Below are 14,102 nucleotides of genomic sequence, written 5' to 3'. Positions count from 1 at the left end.
AACAGATCATGACTACATATATAAAAAAAATAATTTTTGGCCTTTACATGGCCATGTTGGCATTGTCTTGTACCGAATTAGACCTTGCCCAAGAAGATGCTGCCAGTTCTGCAACGTGGTATCAGACAAAAGAACAGTTTAGACAATCCCTTAATGAAGGTTATCGAGAAGTTTTCTGGCCTTTGGACAAGCCTTCAAGTGCAAATAGCATTGGTATCAATGGTTGGACCGATGACTTTCAAAGAAGGGACGCCTTAGACCCCATTAAAGCAGGAACGGTTTCTTCTGAATATGGTGCTGCATCGACGCAATGGGCCAATTTGTACAAGGCGATTACCAGAATGTTGGTGGTTCTCGAGCAAGTAGAAAATCAATCAGGTGTGTTGACAGATGATGAGGTAAGCCAATATAGGGCTGAGGTCAATTATCTAAGGGCGTCTTATTATTCATATTTAATTGCGCATTTTGGCGATGTGCCATTTTATGAGCAAGAACTTACCGTAGATGAATCTTTTGAGTTGCCCAGAACCGATAAAAATGAGATACTACAAAAAATTTACGGGTACTACGATGACGCTGCCTTGAACTTACCGGTAAGGTGGGATGGTGTTAAATATGCCACTAAAGGAGCTGCCTATGCCATGAAGGCCAGAATCGCATTGTATATGGGTGATTATGCAACAGCAGCCGAGGCTGCCGAAGATTGTATGGATTTGGGAGAATATGAATTACATCCTGATTTTGCCGAGTTGTTTGAATCAACCACCAAAAATTCTATCGAAACCATATTTCATATACCTAGAAGTGAGGCGCTTAATACATTTGACCCTGACGATGAACAAGATTATCTGCCGCGTAACCATGGTGGTTGGGGTGCCAGACAACCTACCTGGGAATTGTTGGCAAGTTTTGAATGTACAGATGGCCTTCCCATAGATGAATCACCTCTTTTTGACCCCCAAAATCCGTTTAAGAACAGAGATCCTCGGTGTGCAATGACCATAGTGCCTTTTGGGCAATTAGAAGATGGGGATGGAAGAGAACCTAGTGATGGTACCAATTTTATGGGTATTGAATATACCCCTCACCCGGCTTCAAAGCAAGTATTGAACTTTTCATCTAATGAGTTGATTTTAAATAATGATACTCGTTCAATTGCACGATTTGCATCATTCAACGGTCTAGCTTGGAAAAAGGGCATTACTGAAGATTGGAAAGACTTTCAAACAGATAGTGATAGAATAGTTATACGATATGCCGATGTTCTATTGATGTATGCCGAGTCCAAGATTGAATTAAATCAAATCGATCAAAGTGTTCTCGACGCCATTAACGAAGTTAGAAATAGGGCCTATGCAAATTCAGGTTTAGATACTCCATTGATTACATCGACCGATCAATCGGTCCTGAGATTAAAGATAAGGCAAGAGCGTCGTTCAGAACTTGCTTTTGAAGGTATGCGTTATATGGATTTGATTCGATGGCGTCTCGCCGAAAAAGCCCTGAACGGAGTATTGTATGGAATGCTCGATGTAGCTAGTGATGGTGATGTGAGCATACCGCCCAGTGGGCCTTTGGTTGATGATGTGGTTACTCCTGGTTTATGGTTTTGGGGTATAGTGCCAGAAATCGATGAAGATGGATTACCTGATTTTTCACCGCTATTGGAAGCAGGCTTGTGCAGGGCATTGAATACTACCAGTTTTCCGGAGCGCCAATATTTATGGCCAATACCTGCAGAAGAGAGGTTGTTAAACTCCAATTTGACCCAAAACGAAGGATACTAGTTAGTTATGTTAGTTTGACTGAGAAGGAGCTTCCCTGAATTGAGTTTCAGGGAGCCCTTTTTATGACATTATCAACGATTATCAAAACAAACAATCAAACAATGTTTAAAAAGATAGTATTAGGTTTTGCTTTCCTAGTAACGATAGCATCCTGTAAAAAACAAATAAGTTCTTCAGAGGGGCAAACGAAGGTTTTAACCAAGAATGGAGAAATAAAGTCTATCAGTGGTACACGCCAGATAAGTGGTGTTTATCCCCATCTAACAACTTATGCCCATGGTCGTGAAAATGGCGTTTATGGCTATGGTAATGAATGTGGTATTGGAGCTTTGGCCGAATGGAATGATAAACTTTATATGATCAACTATGCTGCACATCAGCCCAAAGGAAGTGAGCACAAACTCTATATTATTGATGAAAATCTTAATATGGAGGTTTTCGAGGGCAGTATAGGTGGTACACCAACTGCTAGAATGGTACATCAAGAATCCAACCAACTATTGATAGGTCCATATGTTATTGATAGTACCGGACAAATAAGGGTAGTTCCCTACAGCAAAATGGAAGGAAGGCTTAATGCCTATGCAAGACATTTGAAAGATCCTGAAAATTGGGTCTATATGTATGATATGGAGGGTATGCTTTACGAACTTAATGTAAATGACTTAAGTGTTAATAAGTTGTATCAGGATCCGCTTCCAGGATGGCACGGAAAAGGCGGTTATACAAGTCAAGGCCGTTTGGTTATATCAAATAATGGCGAGCACGCTAGCGAAGGTAGGGTGACTCATGACACGCAAGACTGGGATAACAATGATTTTCAATGGGAAGAGAGTTGGAAAGTTGATAAAGAAAATATTTTCGGTCATGATAAACTGGGGATATTGGCCGAATTCGACGGTAAGAATTTTAAAGTAGTAGAAAGAAAACAGTATACCGATATTACCACCAAAAATGGTATTTATGCCATACCGAATGATGATTCGCCGCTTTGGGCGATAGGTTGGGATGCGAAGTCTGTGCGATTGAAAGTACTGGATGCGGGAAAATGGTATACCTATCTTTTGCCAAAGGCAACCTACAACAATGACCCACCTCATGGTTGGTTTACCGAATGGCCAAGAATAAGGTCGATCGGTAATGATAAAATGATGATGGATATGCACGGAATGTTTTTCGATTTTCCTAAAACTTTCTCAGCTTCGAACACGAGTGGTATAAGGCCAATAGGCTCTCATCTAAGATATATACCCGATTTTATAAATTGGAACGGCCAATTAATTTTGGCAACCGATGAAACCAGTATTCAGGGTAACCCCTTAGCTGGTCAGCCGCAGTCGAACCTATGGTTCGGTAGTTATTCGCAACTATCTGAATGGGGCCCTTCATCCGCTTATGGCGCTATTTGGCTTAAAGAAGATGTACAGAAAAACAAACCCTCTGATCCGTTTCTAATTTCTGGTTTTGATAACCGAATGATTCATTTTAGAAATTACGGCAATACTTCGGTAGAACTTATCATTGAGATTGACATAAAAGGTAATAACGCTTGGGAAGAATTGAAGGTTTTAACGATTCCTGCTGACGGTTATGTTGCTGATATTTTCGATGAGGGACTGGATGGTGAATGGATCCGTTTAAAGTCTGATATCGATGCCCAATTGACAGCTTCTATTCACTTAACTGATGATGATTTGAATGATGGGGTTGAAGGTAGGTCCCTTTTTAGAGATTTGGTAGATATTGATGATGATAGTGAAGTAAACCATGCGAAATTATACAGCAATAAGACAAATTTTAACCTAAGTATTTTTAATGGTGCTATTGTTGAAGGCAAGTTTGAGCCCGGTAATGAATGGGAGTTTAGCAAGTTCGATTTTAAGTTTCAACCAGGTATTCAGGATACCACCGCTCGAGAGGCCTTGGTTTTGGAAACTATAGGGAAGCAAGTGAGCTTTGATAACAAGAAAGAAGAATCTGAAGAGAACTCCAATTCAAGTTTACCCGTTTGGTCTGAAGACGCAGCCTCAATAATAATTAATGCAAAGGAATATAAATTAAGACTACCAAAGGGTAAGTCTGATTATAAGTCTATTTTACCCGCCGGAACGGCTCGCTTCAGAAGAGAGGTAGAATCAGAAAGAGAGCTTGCAAACGTAGGGGGTACTTTCTATGAACTGCCCCTATTTAAAGTGGGTCAAGAACCTAGGTATAAAATGATGCGACCCGTCTCAACGCATAACAAACAAATTACTGATTTTAATACTTGGAATGGCCTTTTGGTACTAAGCGGAGTAAAAAAAGGAGCTCTTAAATCAGAACATGTTTATACGAATGAAGATAATTCGGCAAGTATATGGCTCGGCGGAATCGATGATTTGTGGAAGTATGGAAAGCCGGTAGGTGAAGGTGGCCCTTGGAAAGATTCAAAGGTTATTGCGGGTGAAATGAGCGATTTATACCTAATGACCGGGTACGATAAGAAGACCCTCGAATTACAAGCTGATAAGAAAACGAAAGTTACACTCTATGTTCATGTCAACCACTATCTCGATGAAGCGATTCCCTACAAAACTTTTGAACTTCAACCGAACAAAAAAATAACATATGAATTTCCTGACGGTTTTAGTGCTCACTGGGCTCAACTAAAATCAGATGAAGATTGTAAGATAACTTCTTGGTTTATCTATGAATAATGAATTTAAAATAAATAATATGAATATGCTTTTTCGATTGGTACTCATTATTACTAGTTGTGTGCAAATCAGTGCAGCACAAGAACTTCTTGTCGAGGCCGAGAGTTTTGATCAGCCTGGCGGGTGGGTAGTTGACCCTCAATTTGTTGAACAAATGGGTTCACCTTATTTAATGGCTCACGGCATGGGTGAACCTGTTGCCAATGCAGTAACCTCTGTTGAGTTTCCTAAAAAGGGAGAATACCACGTATGGGTTCGTACCATGAATTGGGCTCCTGGAGATTGGGAAGCTCCGGGCAGATTCGGGCTTACAATCAATGGTCACGCCTTTGAAAATGAACTCGGTAAACGTTCCGGATGGGGTTGGGAATATGTAGGTTCAATAAATTTAGATACTAAAACGGCAAAGCTTGAATTGATTGATTTTACTGGATTCAATGGTCGGTGTGATGCTGTATATTTTTCTAGTAAAAAAATCTCACCGCCCTCATCTCCTAAAAACCTGGCAGAATGGAGGGCCAAAATAGCTCAAGAACCGAACAAGCCTGCTAAATCGGAAGATTATGATTTGGTTGTAACAGGAGGTGGCATTGCAGGTTGTGCGGCTGCCATTGCAGCTGCAGAACAGGGAATGAAAGTAGCCTTGATTCATGATAGACCAGTGTTGGGAGGTAACGCCAGTAGTGAAATAAGAGTTCATACGCTGGGAATTTACGGGCATTTCGAGCGTATTCTTAAAAAGTTGGATACCGAACATTACCCAAATGGCTCAGCCGATGCTAAGATTGACCAGAAAAAAAGGGATGATAATGTCAAAAGTTATAAGAATATTCATCTTTATCTTAATTGGAGGGCCTACGATGCAGTGACTGAGGAAGAAACTATAAAATATGTTGATGCACGTCAAACAAAGACAGGAGAGAGAAAAAGATTTTCGGCCCCATATTTCGTTGATTCGACGGGCGACGGATGGATAGGCTATTGGGCGGGAGCAGAATTTTCATACGGGAGGGAGAGCGTTGATAAGTATGGAGAAGATTGGGAAGAGTGGGGCGAACTATGGAGCCCGGAAGAGGCTGACAACGCTGTAATGGGCTCTTCGGTATTATGGGGGTCAAAAGAGACCGAACAAGAACAGCAATTTCCTGAGGTGCCTTGGGCAATGACTGTAGCCAAAAAATATCAAGAAATAAACGGTGAATGGCAATGGGAGTTCAGTAGAAACGATTTGAATCAGATTGATGATGCAGAAGAAATCAGAGACCACATGTTAATGGCAATATATGGTTCTTTCGCTAATGCCAAAAAAGACCCTAAAAATGCCAATAGAAAATTAGAATGGGTGTCATATCTGGTGGGTAAAAGAGAGTCAAGAAGGTTGGTAGGCGACCATATTTTCACCTTTAACGATGCCAAAGCTGGCACAAAATTTCCTGATGCGGTGGTGGAAGAAACAAGGGAAGTAGACGTACATTATCAAACTGTTTTGGAAAATGAGAAGAATCCTGATTTCATTTCTGAGGCTTTGTTCTTTAAAACACCAAAATATTACATCCCCTACAGAAGCCTTTATTCAAAGAATATTACTAATCTATTTATGGCGGGTAGAAATTTTAGTACCTCACATGTGGGGCTCGGCGGCCCGAGGGTTATGCGTACCACAGGTCAAATGGGTGCAGCTGTAGGCCTAGCCGCATCGCTTTGTAAAAAATACGATGTAAACCCGCGAGATGTTTATGTTGGGTATCTCAATGAGTACTTGAAATTGATAGAAGATCAAAAGTATCTGAAAATTCCAGCTTCAAAACAATGAAACTAATTGCGGTCATATTCTTTTTTGCCGTGCACATGTCATGGTCGCAGTTTGATAGGGTCAATTCGTTTTCAAATAATAAGTGGGCTGGTGGCCAACAACTTGAAAAGCCACAATTTTTTATTTTACCCTGGCAACCGGGAACTCAACTTGTTGAAAAGGAAACCAATTTGAGTATTAAGGTCGACTCTTTAGGTTTAAAACCTGTCAAGGCACTACAAGATAGTTCAGGTACAATAATTATTTATGTTTCAGATATCTCTACACCGGTTTGTGCAGATGGTGATTGTCGCTTAATGGACATTCGGTTTTATTGGACCTTACTTGGAGGATATGCAGGTTTTGATAGTTATCAACAGAGTCCACTTACAAAACACGACCATGATGAGTTTGTGTATGCCGATTACCTTAAGCTACATCAACTTTTGTTGGATGATAACTCGATTCTAAAACGTAGAAAAGTTGATGAACTTGTCAAAAAGCCGCAAGTTTCAGAAAATGAGAATGTTGATGCTGTCGCAGGTGCAACGATAAAAGAAGTTAAGGAATCCGTCGTTTCAGGAGCATTATATTCTTGCTATACGGCATGGCACATAGTGCATGGCGTCGTTAAGAACCAAATACGAGAACTTACGGTTAAGGGTTTGAGCGAGGATCAGTTGGTTTCTATGTTATCAGTAGATAATCCAGACTATCAGATATTTGTACTTAAAAGATTCTCAAAGGCTCAATATGAAAAGAACTATAAGCAGATTGCCGCCATATTTAAAGACGGAATACCTCTGGTAAGAAGTTACATAGTTAAAAATGTACCAAGCTCATTTTGGGAAAATGAAACCTTACAAACACCTTTTTGGAATTGTTTCTCTGATTTAGACATCAACTCGAGGAGTTTGTTGCTTGAAAAAATAGCAATGGCTCCTTTGACTATTATCTATGAGTTGTCCAAAAATCTTGGGGTAATGACCAAAAACCAATTGAAGCAATATTTAAATCATTTGTCAAATACTAAGGGTATCGATAAAGTTCTAATTGAATCTCTAAAATCATTTGCCGATGACCCCAATGAGACTTATAACTATTTGGTTGATAATTTTTTAGAAGATTATGTTGAATGAGAAAAGTTCTAAAGCCGTAGAGCTTTTCTATTATAATTAATCATGGTTTCTCTTATTATTTCCATTTTAGCCTTAATTGCCGGCTATTTTTTATACGGCAGGTTTGTAGAAAGGGTATTTGGCCTCAAGGATAATAAAACTCCTGCTCACAGGCTGCGCGATAATGTAGATTACCTACCCTTGCCTACTTGGAAGGTATTTTTGATTCAATTTTTAAATATTGCAGGTCTGGGTCCCATATTTGGAGCCATATCTGGTGCAATGTTCGGGCCATCTGCTTTTCTTTGGATCGTTTTGGGAAGCATTTTTGCGGGTGCTGTACACGATTATATGTCAGGCATGCTTTCAGTAAGGCACGATGGGTTGAGCATAAGTGAAATTGTGGGTATTTATCTTGGATCGGGTGCCAAATACTTGATGCGCATTTTTACCGTGATTCTTTTGATTTTTGTGGGAACTGTTTTTCTCGTTGGTCCGGCAAAAATATTAAATGGTATGGTGCCAGATTCGATAGGTGTATGGCTATGGGTTGGCTTTATTTTAGTGTACTATATTCTCTCAACAGTTTTACCTATAGATAAATTAATAAGTAAGTTCTATCCAATATTCGGAATAGCAATGCTATTCATGGCCGTTGGCCTGTTAATAGCACTTTTTTTAGGTGATTATGAGGTTCCTGAACTGGTGGTGTCCAATTTGTATAATATGAGTTCAGATCCTGAAACGACGCCTTTGTTTCCTATCTTGTTTGTGACTATAGCTTGTGGTGCTATTTCAGGTTTTCATGCTACACAATCCCCCTTAATGGCTCGCTGCATAAAGAATGAACGCCTCGGCAAGAAAGTATTCTTTGGTACCATGATAACAGAAGGTGTGGTAGCATTGATATGGGCTGCTGCAGCAATGGCTTTTTTTGGAGATGTTGATGGGCTAAATAGTTCTATGCGCGCAAATAACAATAATGCAGCCTGGGCGGCGAATGAAATTTCTTTGAATATGTTAGGCGGCATAGGAGGTATTTTGGCGTTGTTGGGCATAGTTGCCGCTCCAATAACATCAGGAGATACTGCGTTCAGGTCTGCTCGTCTGATACTAAGTGATGTTTTTAAATTCAATCAGGGTAAGGTGAAAAACAGACTTTTAATTAGTGGTCCGTTATTTGTCATTGCCTTTCTCTTGACCCAAATAGATTTCGGAATTATTTGGAGGTATTTCGCTTGGAGTAATCAAGCTTTGGCAACGGTCGTTCTTTGGACGGTAACCACTTATTTGGTTTATGAGAACAAACTTTTTTTGATTTCCTTTTTACCTGCATTATTTATGACGATGGTCACGACGACCTATATTCTTGTTGCACCCGAGGGGCTCGGGTTACCGATTAATTGGGGCTATTGTGGTGGAACAATTGCGACCGCAATGGTTTCTGTCGCATTTTGGCATCACATCATTCAAAGAAAGAAAATGACTTTAAAACTATGAGTAAATTTTATGTTGTTTTTGTTGTAGGTATGGCCCTACTGATGAACTCTTGCGGTGATAATAGCTCATCAGAAGAGCTACTCAAAAGTATAGACATTAATAAGCCCATCTATCGAATATTGACTTATGAGGATACCGGATTGAATTTTATGAATAAAATTCAAGAGACCACTACTATGAACGGATTTTATTATGAATATTACTATAACGGGGGAGGTGTTGCGGTAGCCGATTTTAATAATGACGGTCTAGAAGATGTTTACTTCATTAGTAACCTAAGAACCAACAAGCTTTATTTGAATCAAGGAAAGTTGAAATTTAAAAACGTAAGTGTTCAATCAAATACCCAAGGAAGAGGAGGTTTTCCTACAGGTGTATCCGTAATTGATATCAATAATGATGGTTTAAAAGATATTTATATTCTAAAATCGGGGAGGTTTGAAGACGATGAGCTATTGAAAAATGAACTATTAATAAATCAAGGTGTAAACAGCAACGGCTTACCGATGTTTAAGGAAGATGCAGCTTCCTACGGATTAGATTTACCGCATTACTCCACACAGGCCAGTTTTTTCGATTATGATAAAGATGGTGATTTAGATATGTTTCTGGTCAATCATAATATCGAGACGTATGACCTTGAAAATATTGAGGAAATACAAAAAGAGAGTTCAGATAGAATTGGCGAAAAACTTTTTCGAAACGATAATGGTTTTTTTATAGATGTAACAGCAAACACCGGTATTGTAAGTAATAATCTAGGGTTCGGTCTCGCCGTTGCCATTGGAGATGTCAATAATGATGAATGGCCTGATGTTTACACGAGTAATGATTACTACGAAAAAGACCATTTATATCTAAACAATAAAAATGGAACTTTTTCAGAAGTTTCGTTGAAAGCGTTTAACCACATATCTACTTTTTCAATGGGTAGCGACATGGCAGACATCAACAACGATGGCCTGCTTGATATAATGACTTTAGATATGATGGCCGAAGATAATTATACGCAGAAGACCAGTATGAGCGGTATGAACGTGGCCAATTTTTATAAGGTAGAAGATTTAGGTTTGCATAGTCAATATATGTACAATGCCCTTCAGCTGAACAATGGGGCTTTACTTGAAGAAAGTATTCCTATTTTTTCTGATGTAGCGCAAATTGCGGGAGTATCTAGCACTGATTGGAGTTGGGCACCACTACTTTTTGATATGGACAATGATGGAAATAGAGATTTGTTCATTACGAATGGTATAAAAAGAGATTTTAGAAATAATGATTTTGTGAATTATTTCGAGGAAAAATACCAAGAGGGAAAACGAAAGAAGAAAATTGACCTGGTCGAACATATCGATGATTTATTGGATAGGTTACCTGAAAGGGCAAAGCAAAATTACCTCTATCGTAACTTAGGGAATCTTAATTTTCAAAAATTGAATATGGAACAGCCCGAAACTTTTGCAAGTGGTGCCGCCTACGCAGATTTTGATAATGACGGAGACCTTGATGTAGTGGTTAACAATACTGACGATTTTGCCCACCTATACGAAAATATCGCTGATAGTAATAACTACATTGACATTTCACTTAAGGGATATCCGAAAAATTTGGATGCTCTGGGAGCACGAGTAAACATTTATACGAAAGGTCATGTAAGTATGGCTGAAAATTTTTTCACAAGAGGTTTTCAATCTTCAATGGCCGGGCCTATGCACTTTGGGTTGAAAGATAATGCCATGATCGATTCTATTGTTGTATTATGGCCAAATGGTAAATACCAAGTATTGAATGAAATAGTCTCTAACCAAAAGTTAGAAATAGTATATGATCCAAACAAAGAATATCCCTCTCAGAATGATTTAAACCCAATATTTAAGGAAAACACTTTAGGTCGTGGTGTTGATTTCACCCATGCAGAAAATGACTATAACGATTTTGAGCTTGAGACCCTTTTACCTCACAAAATGTCTCAATTTGGGCCTGCCCTGAGCGTAGCAGATGTAAACGGAGATGGTTTGGAGGATTTTTATATTGGGGGAGCAAAAGGACAAAAAGGGGTTTTGTATCTGCAAAACGAAAATTCCAGTTTTCACCCTCTTAAAATTTCAGACTTTGAAAAAGATAAAAATCACGAAGATACGAGCGCTTTGTTTTTTGATGCCGATGGTGACGGAGATAAGGACCTTTATGTGGTAAGCGGAGGTAATGAAGAAGAAGCCGATAGTGATTATTATCAGGATCGCCTGTACCTGAATGGAGGAAAAGGTGATTTTCATAATGTATCTTCGGCCTTGCCTACTCTTACGGCCAGCGGAATGTCAGTTGATGCTCACGATTACGATCAAGATGGTGATCTTGATTTGTTTGTTGGTTCCAGGTTACTTCCAAAAAAATACGGGTTGCCGGCAAAAAGCTATCTGTTGGAAAACAAGTCAGAATCCGAAGAAATCAGATTTGAGGATGTTACTTCTGAATTGATTCCCGAAATGTTGAAATTTGGGATGGTCACAGATGCCATTTGGATAGATATTGATGGGGATACTATAAAGGAACTGCTTATTTCAGAAGAGTGGGGCGGCATATCCATATTTAAATATGAAGATGGTCGATTTTCAAATAAATCAGAATTATGGGGGTTAAAAAATCAAATTGGCTGGTGGAATACTATTGTGCCCAGTGATATCGACGATGATGGAGATATAGATATTCTTGCAGGTAATTTGGGGCTTAATTACAAGTATAAGGCTTCTCATGACGCTCCGTTTCATTTGTATGTAAATGATTTTGATAAGAATAGTACCAGCGATATTGTATTGGGCTTCCAGCAAAGTGACAAACAATATCCTTTAAGAGGTAGAGAGTGTACATCAAATCAAATGCCTTTTGTTAAAAAGAAATTTGAGACCTATGACGCTTTCGCAAAGGCAAGTTTACAAGAAGTTTATGGTGATGGGCTAACAAATAGTATTCATAGGAAAGCAACTAACTTTGCCAGTGGAATATTTGAAAATGTAGATAATAAGCGTTTTGAATTTCGTCATCTGCCAAACGAAATTCAAATTTCCTCGATTAACAGAATTCTCCCTCATTATAATGATGATAGTAATCGAACGGATTTAGTTCTTTTAGGTAATTTATATGCGTCAGAGGTAGAAACTCCTAGAAACGACGCAAGTTTTGGGCATTACCTTCGTAATATTGGAGCATTTGATTTTGAAGTAGTTCCTTCTAAATCATCAGGTCTAGTTGTTAGGGGTGATGTGAGGGGGGCATCATTTATATCTTTAGGACACAAAGGGGATGAAGCAATTTTAGTGGCAAGAAATGATGATAGGCTGCTTTTGCTCGAAATCAATGAATAGGTAATGCTGAAAAAAGCCATTTTATATTTTCTTTTTTTTGGAATTTTCCCTTTTGAATTAATGTCAATCGGCATAAATCCAACATTTGATACCATACCACCCAATATCATCGTATTCATAGCAGACGATATTAGCTGGAACGACTTCGGATGCTATGGTAACAAAGATGTTCAAACACCAAATATTGATGGGTTGGCCGAGGGAGGTCTTAGATTTGATAATGCCATTTTAACAACTAGTTCCTGTAGTCCTAGTAGAATTAGTATCATGACTGGTCGATATCCTCATAATACAGGTGCTGCAGAACTACATACGGAACCAAAAAGAAATTTTAGTTCGATTGCCTCACAATTGAAAAATAAAGGCTACCACACAGGCCAGGCAGGTAAATGGCACATGGGAGATCTTTTGCGAAACGGTTTCGATGTAATTCATGATAATGGAAAGGCAAATGGAGATGGGGGAGAGGACATGTGGTTACCTGCACTTAAAGACCGAGATAAAAGCCGACCATTTTTCTTTTGGTTCGCATCCATGGATGCTCACAGGCCGTGGGGTGCTAATAATTTTTCTGGAACTCATTTACCGGAGACTGTTGAGGTGCCAAAAACCTTGGTGAATGATGGACCTACAAAAATTGATATAGCCCGATACTATGATGAGATCAAACGGTTTGACCACCATATAGGTCAAGTGGTGACTTTGTTAAAAAAAGAAGGGCAATATGATAATACCCTTATTCTTATTATGGCGGATAACGGGAGACCGTTTCCAAGAGATAAAACCAGAATGTATGATTCAGGTCTAAAGACACCTTTTATTGCTCACTGGCCGAATAAGATTAAAAAGGGTGTTAGTAAAGCTTTAATTAGTATAATGGATTTGGCTCCAACAATTCTGGAAGTTTGTGGTGCAGAAACCCCAAAAAGTTTTCAAGGCAGAAGCTTCAAAAAATTATTGACAAATCCTGCGGCAAGTTTTAGAAACTATGCTTTTGGTGAACATAATTGGCATGACCATGAAGCACATGAAAGGGTTATTAGAACATCAGAATACTTATATATTCTTAATTCAAGACCCAAGTACGCTAATCAGGGGCCGGCAGACGCCTTGAAGAGCCCATCATTTCAAGCCTTAAAACAAGAAAAAATAGATGGAAGCCTTACGGAGGCGCAAAATGATGTTTTTCTGAAACCACGGTCAATGGAAGAGCTCTTTAAATTATCGACTGATACAAATCAGTATGACAATTTGTTAGGAAATAACACTTATCAAGACATTCATATAACTCTTAGAACGATTTTAGAAAAGTGGATGATAGAAACAGGTGATTCTATACCCGATAATCTTACAGGAGACTGGTACACTCGAGACGATGGAAGCCGAATTGAAGAAGGTTTTCAAACTCGCGGGGTTATGCCCGGATTAAAACATAAGGCTGATTTAATTGATGCTAGCGGACCCTTTTAGATGAAGGAAAAATAGTCTTTATGCACCTAATTGGTCCATAGGAAAAGTATGGTGTCGCACATTTAAAAAGGGTTGTAAAGTTTTTAAAATATTTGTTTAATGGCGATGTCTTCGAGAGCTTTAAGCTTTGCTTTCTCACATTTGTGTGCCAATTAGACCTAATCCCTATTCTTCATCAGAGTATTCTAAGATATCGCCCGGCTGGCAATCTAAGGCTTGACAGATTGCTTCCAACGTACTGAAACGTACGGCTTTGGCTTTGCCCGTCTTTAGAATTGATAGGTTTGATAAGGTAAGACCCACTCTATCTGAAAGTTCGTTGAGAGAAATCTTCTGTTGCGCCATAACGACATCTAAGTTTACGATAATTGGCATAA

The 14,102-nt window shown here is 39.0% G+C and carries 8 protein-coding genes; 7 read left to right on the top strand and 1 reads right to left on the bottom strand.

Features of this window, described 5'->3' with window-relative positions; genetic code table 11:
• Window positions 1–8: 8 nt before the first annotated feature.
• From IL356_RS00410 to IL356_RS00380, 7 genes are all read left to right on the top strand, one after another.
• Window positions 9–1,787 (top strand): RagB/SusD family nutrient uptake outer membrane protein, encoded by a 1,779-nt coding sequence (locus IL356_RS00410; RefSeq protein WP_121847751.1) that lies wholly within the window; start codon window positions 9–11, stop codon window positions 1,785–1,787.
• A 101-nt stretch (window positions 1,788–1,888) separates the two neighbouring features.
• Window positions 1,889–4,483 carry a hypothetical protein gene (locus tag IL356_RS00405; protein WP_121847752.1) on the top strand — a complete coding sequence of 865 codons (2,595 nt, stop codon included), beginning with the start codon at window positions 1,889–1,891 and terminating at the stop codon, window positions 4,481–4,483.
• Window positions 4,484–4,502: 19 nt separating this feature from the next.
• A complete protein-coding gene (locus IL356_RS00400; protein ID WP_121850599.1) occupies window positions 4,503–6,296 on the top strand; it encodes an FAD-dependent oxidoreductase in 1,794 nt (597 codons plus the stop codon).
• Window positions 6,293–7,414 (top strand): hypothetical protein, encoded by a 1,122-nt coding sequence (locus IL356_RS00395; protein WP_162987810.1) that lies wholly within the window; start codon window positions 6,293–6,295, stop codon window positions 7,412–7,414. Before IL356_RS00400 ends, IL356_RS00395 begins: the two co-directional genes overlap by 4 nt.
• 42 nt (window positions 7,415–7,456) lie before the next feature.
• Window positions 7,457–8,893: a carbon starvation CstA family protein gene (locus IL356_RS00390; RefSeq protein WP_121847754.1), complete on the top strand. Its 1,437-nt coding sequence runs from the start codon at window positions 7,457–7,459 to the stop codon at window positions 8,891–8,893.
• Window positions 8,890–12,255 (top strand): VCBS repeat-containing protein, encoded by a 3,366-nt coding sequence (locus tag IL356_RS00385; protein WP_121847755.1) that lies wholly within the window; start codon window positions 8,890–8,892, stop codon window positions 12,253–12,255. The genes IL356_RS00390 and IL356_RS00385 overlap by 4 nt, the downstream gene beginning before the upstream one ends.
• Window positions 12,256–12,315: 60 nt before the next feature.
• Window positions 12,316–13,725 carry a sulfatase family protein gene (locus IL356_RS00380; RefSeq protein WP_121850600.1) on the top strand — a complete coding sequence of 470 codons (1,410 nt, stop codon included), beginning with the start codon at window positions 12,316–12,318 and terminating at the stop codon, window positions 13,723–13,725.
• Window positions 13,726–13,890: 165 nt separating this feature from the next.
• On the opposite strand, the gene IL356_RS00375 is transcribed toward IL356_RS00380, so the two are convergent.
• Window positions 13,891–14,100 (bottom strand): helix-turn-helix domain-containing protein, encoded by a 210-nt coding sequence (locus IL356_RS00375; RefSeq protein ID WP_121847756.1) that lies wholly within the window; start codon window positions 14,098–14,100, stop codon window positions 13,891–13,893.
• Window positions 14,101–14,102: the final 2 nt, after the last annotated feature.

The organism is Euzebyella marina (assembly GCF_014855515.1).
Taxonomy (GTDB): domain Bacteria; phylum Bacteroidota; class Bacteroidia; order Flavobacteriales; family Flavobacteriaceae; genus Euzebyella; species Euzebyella marina.
The sequence above is the reverse complement of the archived record's forward strand: the minus strand, read 5'-3'. Positions and strand labels throughout refer to the sequence as shown.

Excerpts from the sequence above, each read along its gene's own strand:
- IL356_RS00390 (WP_121847754.1), top strand. The coding sequence starts at position 7,457 with ATGGTTTCTCTTATTATTTCCATTTTAGCCTTAATTGCCGGCTATTTT.
- IL356_RS00395 (WP_162987810.1), top strand. The coding sequence starts at position 6,293 with ATGAAACTAATTGCGGTCATATTCTTTTTTGCCGTGCACATGTCATGG.
- IL356_RS00400 (WP_121850599.1), top strand. The coding sequence starts at position 4,503 with ATGAATATGCTTTTTCGATTGGTACTCATTATTACTAGTTGTGTGCAA.
- IL356_RS00405 (WP_121847752.1), top strand. The coding sequence starts at position 1,889 with ATGTTTAAAAAGATAGTATTAGGTTTTGCTTTCCTAGTAACGATAGCA.
- IL356_RS00375 (WP_121847756.1), bottom strand. The coding sequence starts at position 14,100 with ATGCCAATTATCGTAAACTTAGATGTCGTTATGGCGCAACAGAAGATT.
- IL356_RS00380 (WP_121850600.1), top strand. The coding sequence starts at position 12,316 with ATGTCAATCGGCATAAATCCAACATTTGATACCATACCACCCAATATC.
- IL356_RS00385 (WP_121847755.1), top strand. The coding sequence starts at position 8,890 with ATGAGTAAATTTTATGTTGTTTTTGTTGTAGGTATGGCCCTACTGATG.
- IL356_RS00410 (WP_121847751.1), top strand. The coding sequence starts at position 9 with ATGACTACATATATAAAAAAAATAATTTTTGGCCTTTACATGGCCATG.